We start from the raw sequence: 23,557 nt of genomic DNA on the forward strand, positions 1-23,557 counted from the left end.
CGCTGCCGGGATCAAGTCATCCAGACAGGGATTTCTCGCGATGAACTTTCCAACTTTGGTGGATAGAGCACCAAAAGGCAGCCTTCAGGCACCGGCATCGAAATGGCGCGCAGCCGTCTCGCGCAGGTCGCGATCGTCGCTGAGCCGGCAGCATGCCTTGGGCAGGCTGGCGCTGGAAAAGGCGTTGCTACGCGTCATATCGCGATAATGATTGATCAGGCCGCTCATCCGGCGCGCCCGCTTCCCAACCTGGCGAAGAAGGCCAGGCTGCGCATCGTCTCTTCCGGCAGCGCCGAGAAATGGTCGCCGCGAACGGCGGCGTGCTCGACCGGCAGCCCGGCGGCCTTTGCGCGCCGCTCCGTCAGCACCGACATGTCCTGAATGTGCACCTCTGCCGTGCCGTGCTGGATGAGAACCGGGCATTTGAAGCTCGGGGCATAACAGACCGCCGAACGCATCTCGAATTCACGCGGGTCGTCCGTATCGAAGCGGATATCCTCGGGAAAACGCTTGAAAAAGGCAAAAGCACTGGGATTGCCCGAGAAGGAGGAGGCACCGCGAAAGCCGCCGCTGCTGAGGGCGGCAAGCAGCGTCAGTGTGCCGCCGACGCTGTGGCCGCAAACGAAGAGCCGCGAAGGATCGACGTCGGATTGGGCCACCAGCACCTCAGCGGCCGCCAATACGTCGGCGCTCTCATCGTAAAAGCCCGAAAAGGCTCCCCTCTGCCCATTCTCCGCCCGGAAGGCCGGTACCATCACCACATAGCCGGCCTGGAGGTAAGGCCTGGCCAGTTCCCAGTGGCCGAGCCCCAGCGCATTGCCGCCATGAAGGAAGAGGACCGCCGGTTTCCTGCCGCCCTTTCCGTCTGGTCGAGATCGCCAGGCCAGCAGGTCGAGCGAACCCGATCGATAAGGTAGAATCTGGGCTCCGCGTGGGGGTTCCGTCAAAACATCGCCGTGATCAGGCGCCGGACCTGACTTGAGGAGATGGCTGCGGAAACTCTGGCGATCCAGCGCGTAATCACGCGTGACCAGCGGCGGCAGTGCCGGAGAGGCGGACACCGCCTTCGCCTCGAAGGGCAGGAACGAGGCCGCAGAGGCTGCAAGGAATGATCGGCGCGTCAGTCGTGGGCGGCAAGCCATGCCAGCGATTCCGAAGATACCGTTTCCGTGCCTTGATAGCGGCAATCATGGCGATTCTTGCGCGAAGAGATCGAGAGAACTTCCGCTCAGGCGTTGCCGGTCTCTCGATCGGCCGAAGGGCCCCTCCCCCGAAACCCGGTCGCCAGCACATACATCTCGCTCGAACCCGCGCGGCTCGCCGCCGGTTTCAGGTGTTTCACCACCGCGAAGTCGCGCTTGAGAAGGGTCAGGACATCGCCTTCGGTACCGCCCTGGAAGACCTTGGCGAGGAAAGCCCCGCCTGGGGCCAGTACCTCTACGGCGAAATACGCCGCCGCTTCCACCAGCGCAATGATGCGCAGATGATCCGTGGCACGATGGCCGACCGTATTGGCGGCCATGTCGGACAGGACGAGATCGGCGGGGCCGCCGAGCATCGCCTTCAACCGGTCGGGCGCGGCATCGTCCATGAAGTCCATCTGCTCGAAATCGACGCCTGGAATGGGATCGATGGGCAGGAGGTCGATCGCCACCACCTTGCCGCGGCCATTGACGGAATCGGTGATCTCCGCCGCCAGCTGGGACCATCCGCCAGGGGCCGCGCCGAGATCGAGCACACGTTGGCCGGGCTTGAGGAGCTTGGCCTTGTCGTTGATCTCGATCAGCTTGTAGATCGCGCGCGAACGCCGTCCCTCCCGCTTGGCGCGGGCGACATAGGGGTCGTTGAGCTGGCGCTCGAGCCAGAGTTGCGAGGAATGTGTCCGTCCCCGTGCCGTCTTCAGCCGAACGCCCAGTTCACGCGCGCCACTGCCCCGGCCGGAACTGTTCTTGCCTTTGCCGGGACCACCGCCCTTGCCTGCTCCACCACTCACGGGTTGCGCCCCGCACCGTTGTGACGCCAGACGCGATCCTCCTGCATCATCTGCACCAATAATCCTTCGCGCAGGCCACGATCGGCCACGCGCAATCGTTCACAGGGAAAAGCCCGCCGAATGGCCTCGAAAATGGCGCATCCGGCCATCACCAGATCGGCCCGCTCCGGGCCGATACAGGCATTGGCGACGCGCTCCTCATAGGTCATATCCAGCAGGCGTTCGAGCACGTCGTCGATCTCGCCGCGCGACATCCACAAGCCATCCACCCGACGCCGATCATAGCGCGGCAGTTCGAGATGGATGCCGGCCATGGTAGTCACCGTGCCCGAGGTGCCCAGCAAATGCAGGCGCTTGACCCGCTTGGCGATGGCCTCCCGGTGCGAGAATGAGGCCAGCATGGTCGAAACATCGTCCACCATGCGCTCGAAACTCTCGCGCGTCACCCTGACGCCGCCATGGCGTTCGGAGAGCGTCACCACCCCGACGGGGAGCGACGTCCAGCCACGCACCTTGGGCTGCCGGTTCCGATCGGCCGGATCGATGTCGAGCCAGACGATCTCGGAGGAGCCGCCGCCAATATCGAAAAGCACCACACCGTCGAGATTGCGATCGATCAAGGGAATGCAGCCTGCGGCTGCGAGCCTGGCCTCGGTCTCCCGGTCGACGATTTCGAGGTCGAGCCCGGTTTCCTTCAGCACGCGCTCGACAAACAGCAGGCCGTTATCGGCCGCACGGCAGGCCTCGGTGGCGATCAATCTTGCCCGGTCAACGCGGCGATCCCGCATCTTCTGGGCGCAGACAGCCAAGGCATCGACAGCCCGGCCCATGGCGTTGATATGCAGGCTGCCACTGGCTCCCAGCCCCTCGCCTAGCCGCACGATGCGAGAGAAGGCGTCGATGACGCGAAATCCTTCTCCCGTCGGGCGCGCAACCAGAAGGCGGCAATTATTGGTGCCAAGATCAAGCGCGGCATAGGTGTGGTGACGGCGCGGCTGTTCTCCTTGCCGGAATTGCGGCACGGGCAGATGTGCACCCTCACTCGACCGAGGCGCTTGTGCCTCCAAACTTCGATCCACCAAAATACTACCTTGACCCTGCCCGGTCGCAATTTTCCTGCGCCACAGGCATTTCGCCACTTCGTCTACGAGTGTAACAAGTTCCGCGCCGGTGGCGAGAAAGAATTCCATCTATGTTCGTGTTATCAAGATCATGAAGGCTCCAGCCAAGTTGCGCGTAGCAGCGCTGATCGTCGCAGCGGGACGCGGATCGCGTGTCGGCGGCGCCGTTCCCAAGCAGTATCGCCTGTTGGGCGGACGAACCGTCCTCGCCCGCACCCTCGCCCTTTTCGAGCAGCATCCTGCCATCGACAGCATCGTCACGGTGATCGGCGCGGGAGACGAGGCGTTCTTTACGGCAAGCTCTGCGGGAATCAGCAAGCAGGCCGGCTGGGTTCTCGGCGGCAGCACCCGGCAGGCATCCTGTCTGGCGGGCCTGAAGGCACTTATCGGCGACAGGCCCGATATCGTGCTGCTGCACGACGCGGCACGCCCCTTCGCCAGCCCCGCCTTGATCGACCGGGCCATCGAAGCGGCCCGGGCGCACGGAGCGGCAGTGCCAGGACTGGCGGTTACCGATACCATCAAGCAGATCGACCTGGACGGCAGGGTCAAGGCGACGCCGGAACGCAGCCTGCTGCGCGCCGTACAGACACCGCAGGCCTTCGGCTTCGACCTGATCCTGTCGTCTCATCTCGCAGCAGCGGAAGCCGGCATCGAGACATTGACCGACGATGGCGCGGTCGCCGAGTGGGCCGGCCATCCTCTCCATATCTTCGAAGGCGAAGCAACCAACATGAAACTGACGACCGAAAGCGACTTCCAGCGTGCGGAACGGGCAGCCAACGAATTGGCAGCCCTCGGCGATGCCCGAACGGGAACAGGCTTCGACGTCCATGCTTTCGCCGAAGGCGACCATGTCTGGCTCAATGGCGTGAAGATCGCCCACGACCACAAGCTCAAGGGGCATTCGGATGCCGATGTCGGCCTCCACGCCCTGACCGACGCCATTCTGGGTGCCATCGGAGACGGCGATATCGGCTCGCATTTCCCTCCTTCCGATCCGCAATGGAAGGGAGCCTCGTCCGATCGTTTCCTGGCTCATGCCGTTGGCCTGGTACGGGCGCGCGGTGGTGCCATCGCCCATCTCGACGTCACGCTGCTGTGCGAGGCACCGAAGATCGGCCCGCACCGAGACGCCATGCGGGCGCGCATCGCCGAGATCGCCGGAATTGCCGTCGACCGGGTGGGAGTCAAGGCGACCACCACCGAGGGCCTGGGCTTTACCGGCCGACGCGAAGGCATCGCCGCCATGGCGTCGGCGACCGTAAGGCTCCCCTGGGGATGATCGGGAGCATCATAAGGAGAGCGCATCATGAATGACGAGATCTTCTTCGAGCGTGCCGCAAAGGTGCTCGCTGCCTGCCGCGCCAAGGGCCTCATGGTGGCAACGGCGGAATCCTGCACGGGCGGTCTCGTGGCCGGCGCCCTCACCGCCATCCCCGGCTCGTCCGACGTGGTGGATCGCGGCTTCGTCACCTATTCCAACGAGGCAAAAGCGCAGATGCTCGGCGTATCGCCGGCCCTGATCGAGCGTGACGGCGCGGTGAGCGAAAGCGTCGCCTTCGCCATGGCCGAGGGAGCGGTGCTGCATTCCCGGGCGGGACTGGCGGTTGCGGTCACGGGGGTCGCCGGCCCTGGTGGCGGCACGGCCGCCAAGCCAGTGGGCCTGGTGCATTTCGCGGCCTGGAGCCAGCAGGGACCACGCCTGCATGTGGAGCGCCGCTTCGGTGAGCTGTCGCGTTCGGAAATCCGCAAGCAAGCCGTAGAGCAGGCCCTCGACCTCCTTTTGAAACTTGCTGGCGAGATCAGGATTGCCGTCTAGGACGCCGCGGTCACCTTGCGCCCATAGACGACGTCAGCCCGTTTCTCGAAGGCTTCGGCGAAACGGCGGAAGGCGGCCTCGAACATGGCGCCCATCAGCATGCCGAGGGTGCGGGAGCGGAAGCTGTAGTCAATGAAGAACTCGACGACGCAGCCTCCTGCCCCGTCATCCAAAAAGGACCAGCGGTTCTCCAGATGGCTGAAGGGGCCATCGAGATATTCGACGAGGATCTGAAGCTTGTCCCTGTCCATGGTCACGCGGCTGGCGAAGGTTTCGCGGATCAACTTGTAGGCCACCGTCATGTCGGCGACCATGACAAGCCGGCCGTCGTCGTGAGGCTGACGGCTGCGAACCCGCAGCGCCGAGCAGAGCGGCACGAAGAGCGGGTATTTTTCGACATCGGCCACCAGATCGAACATGTCGGCTGGCGAATGCTTGACGCGGCGCGTGGTGCGGAAAGAAGGCATGATCAAACTCCGATGCCTTCATATAGGCAAGGGACGGCATGCAAAACAGTTTAATCGAGGTGTTCCGGCTTGAGATGGCGAGACCGGCTCGCGATTTCGTTTGACAAATCGTCGAGGGATTACAATGTTGACTTAGTCAACATTCAATGGCTCCCCCATGTCCGTCATCGACGATATCCGCGATTTCAACCGCTTCTATACCCATAAGCTTCGCCTGCTCGATCGGCACATGCCAGCCAGTTCCTTCCCCTTGCCGGAGGCGCGCGTGCTTTACGAACTCGCTGCCGGCGGGGAGCAAACTGCCGCCGACATCGGCCGGCGCCTCGACATGGACAAGGCGCATCTCAGCCGGATCGTCGCGCGCCTGAAGGCCGACGGCCTGCTGGAAAGCCGTACCGATCCCGCGCATGCCCGCCGCGATCTCCTGTCGCTATCACCTGCCGGCCGCCATGCGTTCGCCGAGCTCGAAGCCGGCACCACGGCGCAGCTCGACAGGTTGCTCTCCCCTCTCGGCGAGGGAGAGCGCGGTCAACTCGTCGGCGCCATGCAGGAGATCAAGAAGCTGCTCGACGTGAAAGAGCCTTCGCCGCAGCCGGTCATTCTCCGCAAGCCCAGGCCCGGGGATCTTGGCTGGGTCATCCATCGCCAGACCCAGCTCTATCACCAGGAATATGACTGGGACTGGACCTATGAAGGGCTGGTCGCCACGATCCTGGGTGATTTTGTCGCCAATTTCGATCCGGCCCGCGAGGATGCCTGGATCGCCGAGCTCGACGGGCGCATCGTCGGCTCGATCTTCCTGATGAAGAGCGACAGCGCCCCCATCGGCAAGCTGCGCCTGCTCTATGTCGACCCCAGCGCCCGCGGGCACGGGCTCGGCAAGAGGCTGGTACGCGCCTGCATCGAGCGTGCCCGGGCGCTCGGCTATGCCTCGCTCACGCTGTGGACCAACGACATCCTGATAGCGGCAAGGAAGATCTATCAGGCAGAAGGCTTCCAGCTGGCAGCGGAGAACCGCCACCATTCCTTCGGCAAGGACCTCGTCGGCCAGACCTGGACGCTGGATCTATAGAGCGTGGTGCCGAAGAGCGGACGCCGGTATTGTTGACGATTACCGCCCCAGCTTTGCAGACCGATTGGCCTTCAGCCTGGCGAAATCGTCGCCGGCATGATGGGAGGAACGCGTCAGCGGCGAGGAGGAGACCATCAGGAAGCCCTTGGTGTAGGCCACCGTCTCATAACTCTTGAATTCGTCCGGCGTGATATAGGCGACCACCGGGTGGTGCTTGCGGGACGGCGCCAGATACTGACCGATGGTGATGAAATCGACATTGGCCGAGCGCAGATCGTCCATCAGCTGCAGAACCTCGTTCCGCTTCTCGCCAAGGCCGACCATGATGCCCGACTTGGTGAAGATGGTGGGGTCGATCTCCTTCACCCGCTGCAGCAGCCGCATCGAATGGAAATAGCGCGCGCCGGGACGAACGGTGAGGTAATTGGAAGCGACCGTTTCCATATTGTGATTGAACACGTCCGGCTTGGCCGCCACCACGATCTCGAGCGCGCCTTCCTTGCGCAGGAAGTCGGGCGTCAGGATCTCGATGGTCGTCCCGGGAGAATGGTGGCGGATCGCCTTGATCACTTCAGCGAAATGCTGGGCACCGCCATCCTTGAGATCGTCGCGATCGACCGAGGTGATCACCACGTGGCTGAGGCCGAGCTTGGCCACGGCAATGCCGGTGTGCTCGGGCTCCTTGGGGTCGAGCGCCCCGGGCATGCCTGTCTTGACGTTGCAGAAGGCGCAGGCCCGCGTGCAGGTGTCGCCCATGATCATGAAGGTGGCGTGCTTCTTGTCCCAGCACTCGCCGATATTGGGGCAGCCCGCCTCCTCGCAGACGGTGACGAGCTTGTTCTCCTTGACGATCGCCTGGGTGTCGCGCCAACCCGGTGAACCGGGCGCCTTGACGCGGATCCAGTCCGGCTTGCGCAGCATGGGCTGATCCGGCCGGTGCGCCTTCTCGGGATGGCGGGGCCGGTTGTCGTTGTTGAGGAGGTCGAGGACGACAGCCATGACAAGCCTTTCGGTTCACTGCGGCCGGTATATCAGGAACGCCCGCGCTGCACCATTGCCGGACAAGCCCGGCAACCTTCTCCTGATCGCATGCCTCGCGCGATCGCAGGCATGCGATCAAGTCGATCATTACATATGGATGGCGCGCCCATAAGCGTCCAGGACGCTCTCATGCATCATTTCCGACAGGGTCGGATGCGGGAACACCGCATGCATGAGGTCTTCCTCGGTGGTCTCCAGATTCATGGCGATCACGAAGCCCTGGACCAGTTCGGTCACCTCGGCGCCGACCATGTGTGCACCCAGGAGCTTGCCGGTCTTGGCGTCGAACACCGTCTTGACCAGGCCTTCGGGCTCGCCGAGGGCAATGGCCTTACCGTTGCCGATGAAGGGGAAGCGGCCGACTTTCACGGTGAAGCCCGCCTCCTTGGCCTTCTTCTCGGTCAGGCCGACGCTGGCGATCTGCGGCGTGCAATAGGTACAGCCGGGAATCTTGTCCTTCTCGAAGGCATGCGGGTTCTTGCCGGCGATCGCCTCGACACAGACCACGCCCTCATGCTCGGCCTTGTGCGCCAGCATCGGTGGCCCGGCAACGTCGCCGATGGCGAAAATCCCCGGCACATTGGTTTTGCCGAAGCCGTCGACCACCACGCAGCCGCGATCGGTCTTCACGCCAAGCTTCTCCAGGCCGAGATTCTCGATATTGCCGACCACGCCGACGGCTGAAATCATGCGGTCGGCCTCGATTACCTGCGACTTGCCGTCAGCCGTCTCCACCGTCGCCTTGACCGAATTGGCCGTCTTCTCGACCTTGGTCACCTTGGCGCTGGAGAGGATCTTCATGCCCGCCTTCTCGAAGCGCTTGCGCGCATGGGCGGCGATTTCCTCGTCCTCCACCGGCAGGATCTGCGGCAGCACCTCGACAACCGTGACCTCGGCGCCGAGCGTGCGATAGAAGGACGCGAATTCGATGCCGATGGCGCCCGAGCCGACCACGATCAGCGATTTGGGCATGTCCGGCGGCACCATGGCGTCGAAATAGGTCCAGATCAGCTTTTTGTCCGGCTCCAGGCCCGGCAGGACGCGTGGGCGGGCGCCAGTGGCGACGATGATGTTCTTGGCCTGGTAGGTTCCGGGGCCCTGCGCGCCCTTGGGCGCCGGGATGGCCGGCCCCTGCACCGACTTGGTCGAAGCCTTGACCACGATCTCGCCGGGCTTGGTGATCTCGGCTTCGCCCCAGATCACGTCAACCTTGTTCTTCTTCAGGAGGAAGCCGACGCCGGTGGCGAGCTGGGCGGAAACCCCGCGCGAGCGCTTGACCACGGCGCCGACATCGGCGCTGATCGAGCCACTGAGCACGAGACCGAAATCCTTGGCGTGCTGGGAATTATGCAGAACCTCGGCCGAGCGCAGCAGCGCCTTGGTGGGGATGCAACCCCAATTGAGGCAGATACCGCCCAGATGCTCGCGCTCGACCACGGCCGTCTTCAGGCCGAGCTGGGCGGCACGAATGGCGGTGACATAGCCGCCGGGGCCGGAACCGATCACGATGACGTCGTAGGAACTCATGGAGTGTCTCTCCTTTCGAGCAATCCGCGCAACATGACCTGGCGCGGCGCTGGAACTTCAAATCATCAAATATCGCCGCCCTGTCGAAAGCCCGGCGGCGCCTCGCTTCTAGGTCTTGCGCCTAGCCGCCTCCGGAACTTGCAGGGAAGGGTCGGCCTTCACGAAAAACCGTTCATTCAGGCATTGCCGAGCCTTGGTTTCGGGAGGGCCTATGCAAACCATTATTTGAGCCAGGTTTCCCATGCCGCGCTTGGATTCCGCGCTCCAGCGCTCGAGAGCCTGGCCGGCCGACTGAACCTCCCAACGCACCGCCTTTGTCGACGAGAGCAAACCGGTTCCCCAACTCCACCCCGTACCGTCTGGATAGAGCATGTAGTGGGCCGAAACTCCTGCCCACTGGCCGCCTCCCAAATTCACCGGCACGGAACTGACCGGCCCGGAGGTAAGTCTGGCCACCACTTCTTCACGCGAGGCCGGCGGACGGCGCAGCAGCTCTGCCGATGAATTGGCGGCCACGCTCGCTGAAGGAGGTGGTGTATGAACACACCCTGCCATCATAAAAGGTACGCTGCCAGCGCAAGCCAGCCACGCCAAACGCCGGTGCCATCTTCGCAAAACTGGTGTTCCGGAAATCGCCCCCCTGGGCATGGCTCTGCTCTCCCTACCTGCCATAGTCGCGATGCTAATTTGCGCTCGGTGCCGATCCTGGCTTCGGAGCGTTTCCGCCCGATGCCGTTCCCGCCGGCACGGTGCTGGGTTGCGTTTTCCAGTCCCGGGCGAAAATGCAGCGTTTCCGGCCAGAGGTGAGCCCGAGGGTCACCGGCAGTTCGACGCAGATTTGATAGGTTGGCGGCAATCCGCGCTGGCGGCGCTCCTGGGCTGCCTGCCCGTCCTTCTGGATCTGCTGCTCTATAGTCGCAAGTGTCGTAGAAGGATCTCTAGCCCGCTTTGCCCGGTCGATTGCGACCTGATCGGTATCGACGACCGTCCAGGCGACTGGGAAAACGCCTTGCGCGCCGGTGCGCCAACCATGACCCGATCCGTCGCCCTGGAGCTTCACCAGGATGCCGTCGCCAATGGACGCCGTGCCGGACATGGCAAGTTCGCGTGCCTGATCCATGGTCGGCTCGGGCTTGGGTGGGGCCGCAACGATAGGCTTGCCGGCGAGGCCCGGGGTGTTGCACCCGGCAAGCCCGGCCGCCAGCGCCAGGATCACGATACCCGGCGCGAAAGTCCGTCCTGCGGCCCCGCCGCTCACACCAGCATCCCCATGGGTTTTTCGATATAGCCCTTGAAGGCTTGCATCAGCTCGGCACCGAGTGCGCCGTCGACGGCGCGGTGGTCGGTCGACAGGGTCAGCGACATGATCGTCGCCACCTTGATCTCACCGCCATGCACCACCGGCTGCTTGATGCCGGCTCCAACCGCCAGAATGGTGGCGTGCGGCGGGTTGACGATCGCCGCGAACGACTTCACCCCGAACATGCCGAGATTGGAGACCGAACCGGTACCGCCCTGATATTCCTCCGGCTTGAGCTTGCGGCCCTTGGCCCGCGCGGCCAGGTCCTTCATCTCGTTGGAGATGGCGGAAAGCGTCTTGGCCTCGGCATTGCGGATGATCGGGGTGATCAGGCCGCCCGGGATGGAGACGGCGACGCCGACATCAGCATGCTTGTGCTTGAGCATGGCGCCATCGGTCCAGGATACGTTCGCATCCGGCACGGCTTTGAGCGCCAGCGCATAGGCCTTGATCACCATGTCGTTGACCGAGACCTTGAAGGTGGGCTTGCCTTCCTTGGTCAGCGGGGCGCCGTGGTTGATCTGCTCGCGCAAGGCGAGCAGCGCGTCGATCTCGACTTCCACCGTCAGGTAGAAATGCGGGATGGTCGACTTGGCCTCGGTCAGGCGGCGCGCAATGGTCTTGCGCATGCCGTCATGCGGAATCTCCTCGAAGGAACCAGGAGCGAAGAGCTTCTTGGTGACGTCGTCCGAAGCGCCGACCGGCGCGGCCGGCGCTGGCGCCGCCTGGGGAGCAGCCGCGGCCTGGGCAGGAACCGCCGCGGGGGCGGCCTTGGCGCCGCCGCCGGCGATGGCCGCCTTGACGTCCTTCTCGACGATGCGGCCATGCGGGCCGGAGCCCTGGATGGCGCCGAGGTCGAGGCCGGCCTCCTTGGCGAGACGCTTGGCCAGAGGCGATGCGAAGATACGCGTACCGGCCTGGGCTGGAGCAGGCGCCGACGCGGCGGCAGGCGCTGCGGCCGGAGCAGTTGCTGGCGCGGCCTGAGCCGGTGCAGCAGCAGCCGGAGCCGCGGCGGCCGGAGCGGCAGCCTTCGGGGTTGGAGCCCCGCCGCTGGCGGCGACGGCCTTGACATCCTCGCCCTCGCTGGCGATCACGGCGATGAGGTCGTTGACCGGCACGTCGGCGGTGCCTTCCGGCACCACGATCTTGGCCAAAACGCCCTCGTCGATGGCTTCGACTTCCATCGTCGCCTTGTCGGTCTCGATCTCCGCCAGCACATCACCGGACTTGATGGAGTCGCCTTCCTTCTTCAGCCATTTGGCCAGGTTGCCCTTCTCCATCGTGGGAGACAGAGCCGGCATCAGTACATTCACAGGCATCGGCAACTCCTCAGCGATAGAGGACGGCTTTGGCCGCCCCGACGACGTCAGCCACGCTCGGCAGAGCCAGTTTCTCGAGGTTCGCCGCATAGGGCATTGGCACATCCTTGCCCGAAACACGCACGACCGGCGCATCGAGATAATCGAAGGCCTGCTCGTTGACGCGGGCAGCGATTTCCGAACCCACACCCGATTGCTGCCAGCCTTCCTCGACCACCACGCAGCGGCCCGTCTTCTGCACCGAGGCGATCACCGTATCGGTGTCGAGCGGGCGCAGCGAGCGCATGTCGATGATCTCGGCATCGATCCCCTCGCCTGCCAGGGCCTCCGCCGCCTTCAGGGCATAGGTCATGCCAATCGACCAGGCGACCAAAGTGACATCCTTGCCCGGCTTGACCACCTTGGCCTTGCCGATCGGCAAGACGAAATCGTCGAGCTTGGGCACGGGATGGCTGTGGCCATAGAGAATTTCATTCTCCAGGAAGACCACCGGATTGGGATCGCGAATGGCTGCCTTGAGCAGGCCCTTGGCATCGGCCGCCGAATAGGGCGCCACCACCTTCAGGCCGGGCACATGCGAGTACCAGGAACCATAGTCCTGGCTGTGCTGGGCACCCACGCGCGCCGCCGCGCCGTTGGGGCCGCGGAACACGATCGGGCAGCCCATCTGGCCGCCGGACATATAGAGGGTCTTGGCCGCGGAATTGATGATGTGGTCGATCGCCTGCATGGCGAAATTGAAGGTCATGAACTCCACGACCGGGCGCAAGCCCGTCATGGCAGCGCCGGTGGCGATACCGGCGAAGCCATGTTCGGTGATCGGCGTATCGACGACGCGCCGTGCCCCGAATTCCTGCAACAGCCCTTGAGTGATCTTGTAGGCGCCCTGGTACTCGGCAACTTCCTCGCCGATGACGAAGACGTTGGCGTCGAGGCGCATTTCCTCCGCCATGGCATCGCGCAGGGCTTCGCGGACGGTCTGGGTGACGAACTCGGTGCCGGCCGGAATCTCGCCAGAGGCATCATGGGCTTCAGCCGGCGCCGACTGCACCACGGCGGGAGCGGCAACGCTGGGAGCCGGAGCCGCGGCGGGAGCAGCGGCCGGCTGGGCCGGTGCCGACGCTGCCGGCGCGGCTGCCTCGCCCTCACCCTGGATGAAGGCGATCTTGGTATTCACCGCGACATTGTCGGTACCCTCGGGCACCAGGATCTGCGTGAGCACACCTTCGTCGATGGCTTCGACTTCCATCGTCGCCTTGTCGGTCTCGATTTCGGCGATCACGTCGCCGGACTTGATGGTGTCGCCTTCCTTTTTAAGCCATTTGGAGAGTTTGCCCTGCTCCATGGTGGGAGAGAGGGCCGGCATCAGGATATCAGGCATGGGTGCCTCGAAGTCTGGAGAATGGAATTACGCGAGCAGGCTGGAACTGCCGACCATCACTTCAGGATGTCGGTCCACAGCTCCGAGGGATCGGGCTCGGAATCGCTGGTGGCGAAATCGGCGGAATCGTTGACGATGTCGCGGATTTCGGAATCGATCTTCTTCAGCTCCTCCTCGCTCGCCCCATGCTCTTCCAGCAGGCGTGCGCGGCTCTGTTCGATCGGATCGTGCTCGGTCCGCATCTTCTGGACTTCGTCCTTCGAACGGTACTTCGCCGGATCCGACATCGAGTGGCCGCGATAGCGGTAGGTCAGCATCTCCAGGATGTAGGGGCCCTTGCCGGAACGGGCATGTTCGATCGCCTTCTGGCCCGCCGCATAGATGGCGCGCACATCCATGCCGTCCACCTGTTCGCCGGGAATGTTGAAGGAGAGGCCACGGCGGGAGAAGTCGGTCTGGGCCGAGGCGCGATTCACCGACGTGCCCATGGCGTATTTGTTGTTCTCGATCACATAGACGACGGGCAGCTTCCACAGCGCCGCCATGTTGAAGCTTTCATAGACCTGGCCCTGGTTGGCGGCGCCGTCGCCGAAATAGGTCAGGCTCACCTTGCCGTCGGAGCGATAGGCATTGGCAAAAGCCAGGCCGGTGCCGAGCGATACCTGCGCGCCCACGATGCCGTGGCCGCCATAGAAAGCCTTCTCCACCGAGAACATGTGCATGGAGCCGCCCTTGCCGTGCGAATAACCGCCCTGGCGTCCGGTCAGCTCGGCCATGACGCCGCGAGGGGCCATGCCCGCCGCGATCATATGGCCGTGGTCACGATAGCCAGTGATGACCTGATCGCCTTCACGCGAAGCCATCTGCAGCCCGACCACGACGGCTTCCTGCCCGATATAGAGATGGCAGAAACCGCCGATCAGGCCCATGCCGTACATCTGTCCGGCCTTCTCCTCGAAGCGGCGGATCAGCAACATCTCGCGATAAGCCTTGAGCTCCTGGTCGCGGGAGAACGACGATGCCGTCCTGGTTGCCCCCGCTGCCTTGCCCGAGCGGGCGGCAGTCTTCGAAGCCTTGCTAGCGGTAGCAGCGGCCTTTGCGGCTGTAGCGGCCATGAACCCTCCGATTATTGGTGGCTAAGCTGAGGAAGTGCTAGCGCATCCAATATCAAAAAGCGAGAGCCACACCCAAATGCTGCACTGCAACATATTGAACATGCAACACAATTATGAATAAACTCAATTTCAGTTCATTTAGCAATGAACTCAATTCCCGTTATTCTTCGACACATTTTTGTCAAACTTCGACACTGCCCTGGAACGTCGTCGAAATAGAATCGATTTAACGGGAGAGAAGTCGCAACAAGTGGAAAGCCGATCCTACTTGGTCAGCAACACTACTTCGTCATTGGGATGAACGAGGCCCAGCACGTCACGCGCCTTCTCATCCAGCATGTCCGGATCGATCGCCTGTGACCTGAGCAGGTTCACACGCCGATCGAGAGCGGCATGCTCCTTCTGCAGCAGGACCAATTCACTGCCCAGATCCTGCTTCTGCTGGTCGAATTGGTGCTGTGCCTGGATGCCATGCTCGCCATTGAAGGCCTGATAGGAGAAATAAGCGATGGCTGCGGCCGCTCCCGCCAGAAGCGCGAGCTGGTTCAAGATGGCGCGGATGCGTGTGCGAATGACCATGCGGCCATGGTTAACCCTGGATGGTTGATATTCCGTTGACGCCGCTTGCTGCAGCGCAAAATCCACGACGTTTCAGCCCCTCCCGCATGCCGGTCCGGCAGGACCGCCATGCAAAAATGCGGCCCAAATAAAAAGCCGGGGAGCAGAAGCTCCCCGGCTTTGGTCTTCAACCCAAGTGAATCAGGCTCAGGCGAGCGCCTTCAGCGCGGCGCGGCCGCCATAGAGAGACTGCGTGCCGAGCGCCTCTTCGATGCGCAGAAGCTGGTTGTACTTGGCCGTGCGGTCGGAGCGCGCCAGCGAGCCCGTCTTGATCTGCCCGCAATTGGTGGCCACGGCGAGATCGGCGATGGTGGAGTCCTCGGTCTCACCCGAACGATGGGACATCACGGCGCGATAGCCTGCCTTGTGAGCCATTTCCACGGCCGCGAGCGTCTCGGTCAAGGTGCCGATCTGGTTGACCTTAACCAAAATCGCGTTACCCAACCCCTTCTTGATACCCATCGACAGACGTTCGGTGTTGGTGACGAACAGGTCGTCGCCGACGAGTTGCACCTTGCTGCCAACCTTGTCGGTGAGCAGCTTCCAGCCCTCGAAATCATCCTCGGACAGGCCGTCCTCGATCGAGACGATCGGATAGTCCGCCGTGAGCTGGGCGAGATAATCGGCCTGTTCGGCGATCGAGCGCTTTACGCCCTCGCCGCTATAGTCATAGACGCCATCCTTGAAGAACTCGGTGGCGGCGCAGTCGAGCGCCAGCATGACATCCTCGCCTGGCTTGTAGCCGGCCTTCTCGATGGCGCTCATCACGAAATCGAGCGCAGCCTTGGCGGATGGCAAGTTGGGAGCAAAGCCGCCCTCGTCACCGACATTGGTGTTGTGGCCAGCATCCTTCAGCCCCTTCTTCAGGGTATGGAAGATCTCGGCGCCCATGCGCAGGCCTTCGGCGAAGGTCGGCGCGCCGACCGGCATCACCATGAATTCCTGGAAGTCGATGGGGTTATCGGCATGCATGCCACCATTGACGATGTTCATCATCGGTACCGGCAGGACGCGAGCGGCAGGGCCGCCGATATAGCGCCACAGCGGCAGGTCGGCTGACTGCGCAGCAGCCTTGGCGACGGCGAGGGAAACGCCGAGGATGGCATTGGCGCCCAGGCGGGACTTATTCGGGGTGCCGTCGAGGTCGATCATGGTCTGGTCGATCTGGATCTGGTCCTCGGCGTCCAGGCCGCCAAGCGCCTCATAGATCTCGCCATTGACGGCTTCCACCGCCTTCTCGACGCCCTTGCCGCCATAGCGCTTGCCGCCATCACGCAATTCGACAGCCTCATGCGCGCCAGTGGAAGCGCCTGATGGCACCGCAGCCCTTCCCGTGGATCCGTCTTCCAGCAGGACATCGACCTCGACCGTCGGATTGCCGCGGCTGTCCAGAATTTCGCGGGCGATGATGTCGCTGATAGCGGTCATGGGGCTGCTCCTGTTTGTGATGACGGATTGTTCGTCGCGCTCATAGCGGATGAACGGCCATGGCGGAAGAGTAAAACAACGTCACCAAACCGCCATCTCAGACGCGCGCCGCCTTGGGAGGTAACAAACGAGCCTGTACTTCGTCGAGCATTTCCCGGCGCGCCGGTGTCATGCCACCAGCAGCCTCAGCCACCTTGTGCATGAGATCGATCAGATCCTTGCGCTCTCCCGCCGCGAGTTGCTTCTCGAACAGCGGCACCAATTCACGGAATAGTACCGAGAAGCTCGGCGTATTGCGGGCGACATATTCGGCGAAGGTCCGATGTTCGACCAGTTTGTCGCCATAGCCGAACACGGTGCGGGCAGCCTCGTCGATCAGGCTTTCCGCAGCCGGCAGCACGGCGTGGTCGACACTGCCGAGCTTGATCAACAGGGCAAGCGCGCCATCGCGCGCTTCCGTCACCGAGCGCACAGCCGCCTTGACCTCCGCGTCTCGAGCCCGCTGCATGCGCCGCTGGCGCGCTGCCGCACTGAAATAAGAGGCGATGACCTCATGGCCATCAAAACGGATCAGCCAAAAGACGACCCAGCCCATCAGGGCACTCAGGACCAAAGCGATGACCGGCATGGCATTCCCCAGCGTTAGCACGAGAGATCTGCCACGAAATAGTCACATTGTCACGACAGGCGACGTTCCCTTCGAAACAGCTTGCATGGGTGCAAGAAATCACCGATTGCCGAGCAGATGAACCATGCATGGGAGCCAAACATGACCAGTTTCGACCCCTCCTCTCTTCAACTCGGCAGCAACAGCAAGATCCCCGCTACTCCCGAGGAAGCCAGGCTCGACCGCGTTCCCAATCCGCAGGCCGATACGCTCTATCTCGCGCGCTTTACCTGCCCGGAATTCACGTCGCTCTGTCCGGTGACAGGGCAGCCCGACTTCGCCCATCTCGTCATCGATTATGCGCCGAAGGACTGGCTGGTCGAATCCAAGTCGCTCAAGCTCTACCTCACCAGCTTCCGCAATCACGGTGCCTTCCATGAGGACTGCACGGTGGCCGTTGGCCGCCGCCTTGCCGACCTCCTGGAACCGCACTGGCTGCGTATCGGCGGCTATTGGTATCCGCGCGGCGGCATCCCGATCGATGTGTTCTGGCAGACCGGCAAGCCGCCCGAGGCCCTATGGCTGCCCGATCAGGGCGTCCCGAGCTATCGCGGACGGGGCTGAGCTCCGCGGAGTGTCAGCCTCACAGCTCCATCACCTGATGGAGCGGGGCTGACATCTTTCTTGGCTGGGAATGCCGCGTATCCAGGCTTGTCGATCTCGTTCCATCACTTGATGGAGCTGAGGAGATCGGCGCTCCAAAAGTTGCTCGCAAACCGCAACCGTGACGCTAACTCTTGGCGATGGCGTCGAACTGCTTCAGGCGCGTGAGCAGCGCCTCGAGTTGATTGAGGGGCACCATGTTCGGGCCATCGGAGGGGGCGTGATCAGGATCCTGATGCGTCTCGATGAAGACGGCGGCCACGCCCACCGCCACGGCAGCGCGGGCCAGCACCGGCACGAATTCGCGCTGGCCACCGCTCGACGTCCCCTGTCCGCCCGGCTGCTGCACCGAATGGGTGGCGTCGAACACCACGGGCGCGCCAATCTGCTCGGCCATGATCGGCAGCGCACGCATGTCGGTCACCAGCGTATTATAGCCGAAGGAGGCGCCACGCTCGGTCACCAGCACGTTGGGATTGCCCGCCTCGGTGATCTTGGCGACGACATTCTTCATGTCCCAGGGTGCCAGGAACTGCCCCTTCTTGACGTTGACGACCCGCCCGGTGCGGGCAGCGGCCACCAGGAGATCGGTCTGGCGCGAAAGAAAAGCGGGAATCTGCAGCACGTCGACAACCTGAGCGACCTTGGCGCATTGATCGTTTTCATGGACGTCCGTGATCACCGGCAGGCCGAACTTCTCGCGGATCTCGGCGAAGATCGGCAGTGCGTTGTCGAGGCCGACGCCGCGGGCTCCTTTGGCGGAGGTGCGGTTGGCCTTGTCGAAGGAGCTCTTGTAGATCAGGCCCAATCCAAGCTTGTCCGTGATCTCCTTGATGGCCGAAGCCATTTCCATGGCATGCTCGCGGCTCTCCATCTGGCAGGGGCCGGCGATCACGGTGAGCGGGAGCGCATTGCCGATGCGAAGCTTGCCGAGGGAGACGACGGGATTGGCGGCGGTCATGAGCGCTCCTGAGGTTGATCGATATCGCGGAGATAAGGCTGGCGGCAGTCGAAGGCAAGCTTGGCGCATGCTACGGGGCATCAGGCGTCTCGCCCCTAATGCGCTGATTTTAACGAGATAGATGCGCGATTGCGTCAGGCGAGGCGTCTACGATCCTGGAAATCGTACCCCTCCGATCAAGTCTTGGGCTCTTCGAAAATCAGGGCGGTGCCGAAATTGTCGGCGGCCGCGATGGCCAGATGCTTGCGGTGGCGGATGAAGGGAATGCCTGCCTCATCCAGGCGGGCAGCGACGGCTTCGAGCGGTGCCGTCACCTTGAAGGCAGCCAGACGCGGTCCGTGGGCCAGCGACAAATCGGGCTCCAGGCCCAGCACGTCGCGATAGCAATCCGGCGACATCGCCTCGACCGTCCCGCGTGGCGTGACGATCGCCATGTTGCGGGCGCTGGCGCAGACCGCCCTTGCCCCCGTGAAGGCCTCGAAGAAAGGCACCGTTGCCGCCGGCTCAGCGGCCAGCATGACGATGCCGCCGACTTTGACCGCCCCGTTCGCGTGACGCTGGAAGTCGGGATTCCAGAAATTCTGCGGCTCGTGCTGCTGTGTGGCGAAAAAGCCTGCAGCCGGCATGGCGGTGTCGGCGGCAAAGGCGAGCGTGAAGGCGACACGAACCACCGAACCATCCGGCCGCGTGGCCTGGCGTTCGAAGAAGAACGGCTCAAAGCCGCCAATATCGGCCTCGTCGAAACTGAGTTTGTCGGCGGCGGCATCCTGCGCTTCCACCACCAGCATCGCGAAGCCGTCCCCGAAGCTGGCCAGATAGTCGTGGGAGAAAGAGGCGAAGCGGGAGCGATCGGCCCAGGCGGCATCCGTGATGCCGTCAGCCCCCACCGTGATCAATTCCAGGAAGATGCCCGGAAATTGCACCACGTGGTTCTCGGTACCCCAGGGATGGCGGTTGCGAGTGCCGACCGTGAAGCCGAGTGCCCGGTAATGCGCAGCGGCGGCATCGAGGTCGCGAACGGCAAGAACGAGATGATCGAGACCGCGGGACATGAGGCCGCTCCAGTCGGAATCGGGGGGCGGGTCTTCAGACCCGCCTGAAACAGGGTCGTGTCAGGAAGGGCGGGTCTGAAGACCCGCCCCCGGTCAAACCAACCGGCTTTGCTCGACGGCAGCTGCGATGAAGCTCGAGAACAGGGGATGCGGCTCGAAGGGACGCGACTTCAGTTCGGGATGATATTGAACGCCGATAAACCAGGGATGGTCGGCATATTCGATGGTCTCCGGCAGCAGGCCATCCGGCGACGTACCACAGAACACCATGCCCTTGTCTTCGAGGCGCTCACGATAGCTCATATTCACTTCATAGCGATGGCGATGGCGCTCGGAGATCGAGGTCGAGTTGTAGATATCGGCAATCTTGGAATCCCGCTTCAACGTGGCTTGATAGGCGCCGAGGCGCATGGTGCCACCGAGATCGCCGCCCTGGGCGCGCTGCTCGAGCTCGTTGCCCTTCATCCATTCGGTCATCAGGCCGACGACCGGCTCCTTGGTCGCGCCAAACTCGGTCGAGTTGGCGCCCTTGATACCAGCGAGCGAACGGGCACCTTCGATCACCGCCATCTGCATGCCGAAACAGATTCCGAAATACGGCACCTTGCGCTCGCGGGCGAAAGTCACCGCCTTGATCTTGCCCTCGGCGCCGCGCTGGCCGAAGCCGCCGGGAACCAGGATGCCGTGAACATGCTCCAGATGCGGAGCCGGATCGTCCTGTTCGAAGATCTCGCTCTCGATCCAGTCCAGCTTGACCTTGACGCCATTGGCGATGCCACCATGGGTCAGCGCCTCGGTCAGCGACTTATAGGCATCCTTAAGGCCGGTATATTTGCCGACGATGGCAATAGTGACCTCGCCCTCGGGATTGTGGACGGTCTGGGAGATCTTGCGCCAGCGCGACAGATCCGGCTTGGGCGCGTCCTCGATCCCGAAAGCCGCCAGCACCTCGGTGTCCAGGCCCTGCTCGTGATAGGCGATCGGCACATCATAGATCGAAGCGACGTCGCGCGCCTCGATCACCGCGGTTTCGCGCACATTGCAGAACAGAGCGAGCTTGCGGCGCTCTTCCTTGGGAATCTCCCGGTCGGAACGACAGAGCAGGATGTCGGGCTGGATACCGATCGAACGCAGTTCGGCGACCGAATGCTGCGTCGGCTTGGTCTTGAGCTCGCCCGCCGAGGGAATGAAGGGCAGCAGCGTCAGATGGGTGTAGATGCAGGCACCGCGCGGCAGGTCGCTCTTGATCTGGCGGATCGCCTCGAAGAAGGGCAGGCCTTCGATGTCGCCGACGGTGCCGCCGATCTCGACTAGTACGAAATCCACGCCGTCATTGCCCTTGAGGACGAAATCCTTGATGGCGTTGGTGACGTGGGGAATGACCTGGATGGTGGCGCCGAGATAGTCCCCGCGCCGCTCCTTGGTGATGATGTCGAGATAGATCCGGCCCGTGGTGATGTTGTCGTCCCTGGAGGCTGGACGCCCGGTGAAGCGCTCGTAATGGCCGAGGTCGAGGTCGGTCTCGGCCCCGTCATCGGTGACGAAGACCTCGCCGTGCTCATACGGGCTCATGGTGCCCGGATCGACATTGAGATAGGGATCGAGCTTGCGAAGGCGGACTTTGTAGCCGCGCGCCTGAAGAAGCGCGCCGAGGGCCGCTGAGGCCAGCCCTTTGCCAAGCGAGGAGACCACGCCGCCGGTGATGAAAATGTACCGCGTCATGGAGCCCCACTTAGACAAAAACACAATGATTCGACGAGCGAACAATCGCTGCCCGCAGGATTATTTTCAGTTCACGCAAAGACGCGACAGTCCTCAGCCCGACAAATGACTGCCGGGCTACACAGTTACGGCTTGGCCGGCGCAGCCGGTTCGCCACCGCCCTGCAACTGGTCGAACACCGAACCGCCATTGGACGGGGCCGGAGCCGCCGGTGCCGGCTGAGCGGGAGCCGATGGCGAAGATTGGGCCGGCTGGCTGGCCGGCGCGGCCGGACGATACTGGTCGAGCAGCGAACCACCCGGGCGGCTCTGCTGATTGGCGAGAATCGTCAGCAGCAGGCTGGTAATGAAGAAGGCAGCTGCCAGACCGGCCGTCGTCCGCGTCAGCAGATTCGCCTGGCCGCGTCCGGTCATGAAACCGCCCGTTCCGCCGCCGATGCCGAGCCCCCCACCTTCGGAGCGCTGCAACAGCACCACAACAACAAGGGCCAGCACCACCATCAGGTGGATCGAGATGAGAACGGTTTGCATGAACTGATCCGGAAAGAATTCGGGCGCGTTCCTACACGAAGCGAGGCCCGCTGACTACCCCTGTCATATGGGAAGCTGGCATGAACTGCGCCAGCCCCCCGTTTTTGAAGATCAACCAGGCTGCCGGGAGGCAACAAAAGCCTCGTGCTCACGCACGAGATCACCCGACAGTGCCTTGGCGATCAGTGCCCTCGTCTCCGGGATGCCGTAGATAGCCGCGAAAGAGCCGAAGCGAGGGCCGCGCTGCTCGCCCAGGAGGATGCGATAGAGTGTGTTGAACCACTCCAGCGAGACGCCGGGGCGCTCGGGCGTGGCGCCCTTGGCCTTGAAGTCCTGATAGGGCGGCAGAGAGCGGCCGACATCGTAGACCGCCTCCTGGATCGCCGCGGCGTCCGCATCGTCAGGTAGGGCACCGAGGGCGTCGGACAATTTCTGCAGTGCCCCCCTCTCCTCCTCGGTCGGCACGGCATAGCTCTTGGCGGGCTTCACGAAATCCTGGAAATAGCGGATCGCGTAGCCGACCAGCCTGTCGAGCTGCGGATGGGTCTGCGGCGATGCGTCCGGAGCATGGCGACGCAGGAAGCCCCACAGCACGTCCTTGTTCTCCGCATTGGCGACGGCAACCAGATTGAGCAGCAGCGCGAAATTGATCGTGGTGCGCGCCCCTTCCTGGCCGATCGTCTCCGGCGCCGGCGGATTTCCGCCATGAATATGCCAGACCGGGTTGCCAAGCTGATTCTTTGCATCCTGCCGCCCGAAGCCGCCCAGAAACTGCAGATACTCGTCGACGGCTCGTGGAATGGCGTCGAAATGCAGTTTCTTGGCCGAGCGGGGCGACTGGTACATGTACAACGCCAGGCTCTCCGGCGTGGCATAGGTCAACCATTCGTCGATGGTCAGGCCGTTGCCCTTCGACTTCGAGATCTTCTGACCGTGCTGGTCGAGGAAGAGTTCGTAGACATAGTGCTCCGGGGCCGTGCCGCCGAGGATTTCGCAAATGGCGTCATAAACAGGTGCGTTGGTCTGGTGGTCCTTGCCGAACATCTCGAAGTCGACATCCAGCGCCGCCCAGCGCGCGCCGAAATCCGGCTTCCATTGCAGCTTCACCTTGCCGCCGGTGACCGGTAGCGTCTTGTCGACACCGTCCTCGTCGGTGAAGGTGATGGTCCCTGCCTTGGCATTCACCTCCTTGAGCGGCACATAGAGCACCCGCCCGCTGCTCGGAGAGATCGGCAGGAACGGCGAATAGGTCGCCTGCCGCTCCTCGCCGAGGGTCGGCAGCATGACGGCCATGATCTCGTCGTACTTTTCGGCGGCCTTCAGCAGCACGGCATCGAGCTTGCCGGATGTGTAGTATTCCGTCGCGCTGGCGAATTCGTAATCGAACCCGAACGTATCGAGGAACCGGCGGAGCATGGCGTTGTTATGATCGCCGAAGCTCTTGTAAGCGCCGCCAAACGGATTGGGAACACGGGTCAGCGGCATCTGCAAATAAGGCTTGAGCGCTTCGGGATCCGGCACATTGTCCGGGATCTTGCGCATGCCATCCATATCGTCGGAGAAGCAAATCAGCCGGGTCGGGATACGATCTTCCGTCAGCAGGCGAAACGCATTGCGCACCATGGTGGTACGCGCGACCTCGCCGAAGGTGCCGATATGCGGCAGGCCCGAGGGACCGTAACCGGTCTCGAACAGGATCTCTTTTTTGTCGCCGGCGCGCTTCTGCAGACGGGCAACGAGCTTCCTCGCCTCCTCGAATGGCCAGGCGGCAGAGACATTGGCGGCCGCGACGAGCTCGGCCGGATAGAGATTTGACAT

At 63.1% G+C, this 23,557-nt stretch carries 23 protein-coding genes; 4 read left to right on the top strand and 19 right to left on the bottom strand.

What is annotated here, in order from left to right; all coding sequences use genetic code 11:
* Window positions 1–84: 84 nt before the first annotated feature.
* The 4 genes from ACR9ZN_RS11755 to ACR9ZN_RS11770 form a co-directional block, all read right to left on the bottom strand.
* Window positions 85–228: a hypothetical protein gene (locus tag ACR9ZN_RS11755; protein WP_434956636.1), complete on the bottom strand. Its 144-nt coding sequence runs from the start codon at window positions 226–228 to the stop codon at window positions 85–87.
* Window positions 225–1,142 (bottom strand): alpha/beta hydrolase family protein, encoded by a 918-nt coding sequence (locus ACR9ZN_RS11760; RefSeq protein ID WP_481272300.1) that lies wholly within the window; start codon window positions 1,140–1,142, stop codon window positions 225–227. The genes ACR9ZN_RS11755 and ACR9ZN_RS11760 overlap by 4 nt, the downstream gene beginning before the upstream one ends.
* Window positions 1,143–1,228: 86 nt before the next feature.
* Entirely contained in the window at window positions 1,229–1,993 is a 765-nt protein-coding gene (locus ACR9ZN_RS11765; RefSeq protein ID WP_434956638.1) for an RlmE family RNA methyltransferase, read from the bottom strand.
* Window positions 1,990–3,183 (bottom strand): Ppx/GppA phosphatase family protein, encoded by a 1,194-nt coding sequence (locus ACR9ZN_RS11770; protein ID WP_441771865.1) that lies wholly within the window; start codon window positions 3,181–3,183, stop codon window positions 1,990–1,992. The genes ACR9ZN_RS11765 and ACR9ZN_RS11770 overlap by 4 nt, the downstream gene beginning before the upstream one ends.
* A 22-nt stretch (window positions 3,184–3,205) precedes the next feature.
* On the opposite strand from ACR9ZN_RS11770, the gene ACR9ZN_RS11775 reads away from it, so the two are divergent.
* Together ACR9ZN_RS11775 and ACR9ZN_RS11780 are read left to right on the top strand one after the other, a co-directional pair.
* Window positions 3,206–4,399, top strand: a complete 1,194-nt coding sequence (locus tag ACR9ZN_RS11775) for a bifunctional 2-C-methyl-D-erythritol 4-phosphate cytidylyltransferase/2-C-methyl-D-erythritol 2,4-cyclodiphosphate synthase (RefSeq protein WP_481272301.1) — start codon at window positions 3,206–3,208, stop codon at window positions 4,397–4,399.
* 27 nt (window positions 4,400–4,426) lie between these two features.
* Window positions 4,427–4,936, top strand: a complete 510-nt coding sequence (locus ACR9ZN_RS11780; protein WP_441771866.1) for a CinA family protein — start codon at window positions 4,427–4,429, stop codon at window positions 4,934–4,936.
* On the opposite strand, the gene ACR9ZN_RS11785 is transcribed toward ACR9ZN_RS11780, so the two are convergent.
* Entirely contained in the window at window positions 4,933–5,403 is a 471-nt protein-coding gene (locus tag ACR9ZN_RS11785; RefSeq protein ID WP_454814096.1) for a type II toxin-antitoxin system RatA family toxin, read from the bottom strand. The two genes, ACR9ZN_RS11780 and ACR9ZN_RS11785, sit on opposite strands and share 4 nt — an antisense overlap.
* A gap of 157 nt (window positions 5,404–5,560) precedes the next feature.
* Here ACR9ZN_RS11785 and ACR9ZN_RS11790 point away from each other — a divergent pair, with 157 nt between their 5' ends.
* Window positions 5,561–6,475 (top strand): bifunctional helix-turn-helix transcriptional regulator/GNAT family N-acetyltransferase, encoded by a 915-nt coding sequence (locus ACR9ZN_RS11790; protein WP_481272302.1) that lies wholly within the window; start codon window positions 5,561–5,563, stop codon window positions 6,473–6,475.
* A 39-nt stretch (window positions 6,476–6,514) separates the two neighbouring features.
* Here the strand turns inward: ACR9ZN_RS11790 and lipA are convergent, their stop codons facing one another.
* The 9 genes from lipA to ACR9ZN_RS11835 form a co-directional block, all read right to left on the bottom strand.
* Window positions 6,515–7,474, bottom strand: coding sequence for a lipoyl synthase (lipA, locus tag ACR9ZN_RS11795; RefSeq protein ID WP_434956644.1), 960 nt, complete (start codon window positions 7,472–7,474; stop codon window positions 6,515–6,517).
* A 129-nt stretch (window positions 7,475–7,603) separates the two neighbouring features.
* Complete coding sequence (lpdA, locus tag ACR9ZN_RS11800; protein WP_454814098.1) at window positions 7,604–9,043, bottom strand: dihydrolipoyl dehydrogenase; 1,440 nt, start codon at window positions 9,041–9,043, stop codon at window positions 7,604–7,606.
* A 682-nt stretch (window positions 9,044–9,725) separates the two neighbouring features.
* Complete coding sequence (locus tag ACR9ZN_RS11805; RefSeq protein ID WP_481272303.1) at window positions 9,726–10,301, bottom strand: hypothetical protein; 576 nt, start codon at window positions 10,299–10,301, stop codon at window positions 9,726–9,728.
* Window positions 10,298–11,662 (bottom strand): pyruvate dehydrogenase complex dihydrolipoamide acetyltransferase, encoded by a 1,365-nt coding sequence (locus tag ACR9ZN_RS11810; RefSeq protein ID WP_481272304.1) that lies wholly within the window; start codon window positions 11,660–11,662, stop codon window positions 10,298–10,300. The genes ACR9ZN_RS11805 and ACR9ZN_RS11810 overlap by 4 nt, the downstream gene beginning before the upstream one ends.
* A gap of 10 nt (window positions 11,663–11,672) precedes the next feature.
* A complete protein-coding gene (locus ACR9ZN_RS11815; RefSeq protein ID WP_481272305.1) occupies window positions 11,673–13,043 on the bottom strand; it encodes a pyruvate dehydrogenase complex E1 component subunit beta in 1,371 nt (456 codons plus the stop codon).
* Window positions 13,044–13,099: 56 nt separating this feature from the next.
* Window positions 13,100–14,158: a pyruvate dehydrogenase (acetyl-transferring) E1 component subunit alpha gene (gene pdhA, locus ACR9ZN_RS11820; protein ID WP_434956649.1), complete on the bottom strand. Its 1,059-nt coding sequence runs from the start codon at window positions 14,156–14,158 to the stop codon at window positions 13,100–13,102.
* 264 nt (window positions 14,159–14,422) lie between these two features.
* Complete coding sequence (locus ACR9ZN_RS11825) at window positions 14,423–14,737, bottom strand: FtsB family cell division protein (RefSeq protein WP_434956650.1); 315 nt, start codon at window positions 14,735–14,737, stop codon at window positions 14,423–14,425.
* Window positions 14,738–14,923: 186 nt separating this feature from the next.
* A complete protein-coding gene (gene eno / locus ACR9ZN_RS11830; RefSeq protein ID WP_481272306.1) occupies window positions 14,924–16,204 on the bottom strand; it encodes a phosphopyruvate hydratase in 1,281 nt (426 codons plus the stop codon).
* A 97-nt stretch (window positions 16,205–16,301) separates the two neighbouring features.
* On the bottom strand, window positions 16,302–16,832 hold the full coding sequence (locus ACR9ZN_RS11835) for a hypothetical protein (protein ID WP_454814102.1): 531 nt from the start codon (window positions 16,830–16,832) through the stop codon (window positions 16,302–16,304).
* A 141-nt stretch (window positions 16,833–16,973) separates the two neighbouring features.
* Here ACR9ZN_RS11835 and queF point away from each other — a divergent pair, with 141 nt between their 5' ends.
* Window positions 16,974–17,435: a preQ(1) synthase gene (gene queF / locus ACR9ZN_RS11840; RefSeq protein WP_481272307.1), complete on the top strand. Its 462-nt coding sequence runs from the start codon at window positions 16,974–16,976 to the stop codon at window positions 17,433–17,435.
* A 166-nt stretch (window positions 17,436–17,601) separates the two neighbouring features.
* Here queF and kdsA read toward each other — a convergent pair whose 3' ends face one another.
* The 5 genes from kdsA to ACR9ZN_RS11865 all read right to left on the bottom strand — a co-directional run bounded on the left by kdsA (window position 17,602) and on the right by ACR9ZN_RS11865 (window position 23,557).
* The gene (gene kdsA, locus ACR9ZN_RS11845; RefSeq protein ID WP_434956654.1) at window positions 17,602–18,435 is read right to left on the bottom strand and encodes a 3-deoxy-8-phosphooctulonate synthase; all 834 of its coding nucleotides are present in this window, start codon (window positions 18,433–18,435) and stop codon (window positions 17,602–17,604) included.
* 176 nt (window positions 18,436–18,611) lie between these two features.
* Window positions 18,612–19,487 (bottom strand): VOC family protein, encoded by an 876-nt coding sequence (locus tag ACR9ZN_RS11850; protein WP_454814104.1) that lies wholly within the window; start codon window positions 19,485–19,487, stop codon window positions 18,612–18,614.
* Window positions 19,488–19,580: 93 nt separating this feature from the next.
* Window positions 19,581–21,209, bottom strand: a complete 1,629-nt coding sequence (locus tag ACR9ZN_RS11855) for a CTP synthase (protein ID WP_434956656.1) — start codon at window positions 21,207–21,209, stop codon at window positions 19,581–19,583.
* Window positions 21,210–21,334: 125 nt separating this feature from the next.
* Window positions 21,335–21,739: a preprotein translocase subunit SecG gene (gene secG / locus ACR9ZN_RS11860; RefSeq protein ID WP_434956657.1), complete on the bottom strand. Its 405-nt coding sequence runs from the start codon at window positions 21,737–21,739 to the stop codon at window positions 21,335–21,337.
* 111 nt (window positions 21,740–21,850) lie between these two features.
* Window positions 21,851–23,557: a lysine--tRNA ligase gene (locus ACR9ZN_RS11865; protein WP_481272308.1), complete on the bottom strand. Its 1,707-nt coding sequence runs from the start codon at window positions 23,555–23,557 to the stop codon at window positions 21,851–21,853.

It is taken from the genome of Labrys sp. HAY1-8F (assembly GCF_056754975.1).

Bases quoted from the DNA above. Each gene is read 5' to 3' on its own strand.
- ACR9ZN_RS11755 (WP_434956636.1), bottom strand. From the start codon at position 228: ATGAGCGGCCTGATCAATCATTATCGCGATATGACGCGTAGCAACGCC.
- ACR9ZN_RS11760 (WP_481272300.1), bottom strand. From the start codon at position 1,142: ATGGCTTGCCGCCCACGACTGACGCGCCGATCATTCCTTGCAGCCTCT.
- ACR9ZN_RS11770 (WP_441771865.1), bottom strand. From the start codon at position 3,183: ATGGAATTCTTTCTCGCCACCGGCGCGGAACTTGTTACACTCGTAGAC.
- ACR9ZN_RS11775 (WP_481272301.1), top strand. From the start codon at position 3,206: ATGAAGGCTCCAGCCAAGTTGCGCGTAGCAGCGCTGATCGTCGCAGCG.
- ACR9ZN_RS11780 (WP_441771866.1), top strand. From the start codon at position 4,427: ATGAATGACGAGATCTTCTTCGAGCGTGCCGCAAAGGTGCTCGCTGCC.
- ACR9ZN_RS11785 (WP_454814096.1), bottom strand. From the start codon at position 5,403: ATGCCTTCTTTCCGCACCACGCGCCGCGTCAAGCATTCGCCAGCCGAC.
- ACR9ZN_RS11790 (WP_481272302.1), top strand. From the start codon at position 5,561: ATGTCCGTCATCGACGATATCCGCGATTTCAACCGCTTCTATACCCAT.
- lipA (WP_434956644.1), bottom strand. From the start codon at position 7,474: ATGGCTGTCGTCCTCGACCTCCTCAACAACGACAACCGGCCCCGCCAT.
- lpdA (WP_454814098.1), bottom strand. From the start codon at position 9,043: ATGAGTTCCTACGACGTCATCGTGATCGGTTCCGGCCCCGGCGGCTAT.
- ACR9ZN_RS11810 (WP_481272304.1), bottom strand. From the start codon at position 11,662: ATGCCTGTGAATGTACTGATGCCGGCTCTGTCTCCCACGATGGAGAAG.
- ACR9ZN_RS11815 (WP_481272305.1), bottom strand. From the start codon at position 13,043: ATGCCTGATATCCTGATGCCGGCCCTCTCTCCCACCATGGAGCAGGGC.
- pdhA (WP_434956649.1), bottom strand. From the start codon at position 14,158: ATGGCCGCTACAGCCGCAAAGGCCGCTGCTACCGCTAGCAAGGCTTCG.
- ACR9ZN_RS11825 (WP_434956650.1), bottom strand. From the start codon at position 14,737: ATGGTCATTCGCACACGCATCCGCGCCATCTTGAACCAGCTCGCGCTT.
- eno (WP_481272306.1), bottom strand. From the start codon at position 16,204: ATGACCGCTATCAGCGACATCATCGCCCGCGAAATTCTGGACAGCCGC.
- ACR9ZN_RS11835 (WP_454814102.1), bottom strand. From the start codon at position 16,832: ATGCCGGTCATCGCTTTGGTCCTGAGTGCCCTGATGGGCTGGGTCGTC.
- queF (WP_481272307.1), top strand. From the start codon at position 16,974: ATGACCAGTTTCGACCCCTCCTCTCTTCAACTCGGCAGCAACAGCAAG.
- kdsA (WP_434956654.1), bottom strand. From the start codon at position 18,435: ATGACCGCCGCCAATCCCGTCGTCTCCCTCGGCAAGCTTCGCATCGGC.
- ACR9ZN_RS11850 (WP_454814104.1), bottom strand. From the start codon at position 19,487: ATGTCCCGCGGTCTCGATCATCTCGTTCTTGCCGTTCGCGACCTCGAT.
- ACR9ZN_RS11855 (WP_434956656.1), bottom strand. From the start codon at position 21,209: ATGACGCGGTACATTTTCATCACCGGCGGCGTGGTCTCCTCGCTTGGC.
- secG (WP_434956657.1), bottom strand. From the start codon at position 21,739: ATGCAAACCGTTCTCATCTCGATCCACCTGATGGTGGTGCTGGCCCTT.
- ACR9ZN_RS11865 (WP_481272308.1), bottom strand. From the start codon at position 23,557: ATGTCAAATCTCTATCCGGCCGAGCTCGTCGCGGCCGCCAATGTCTCT.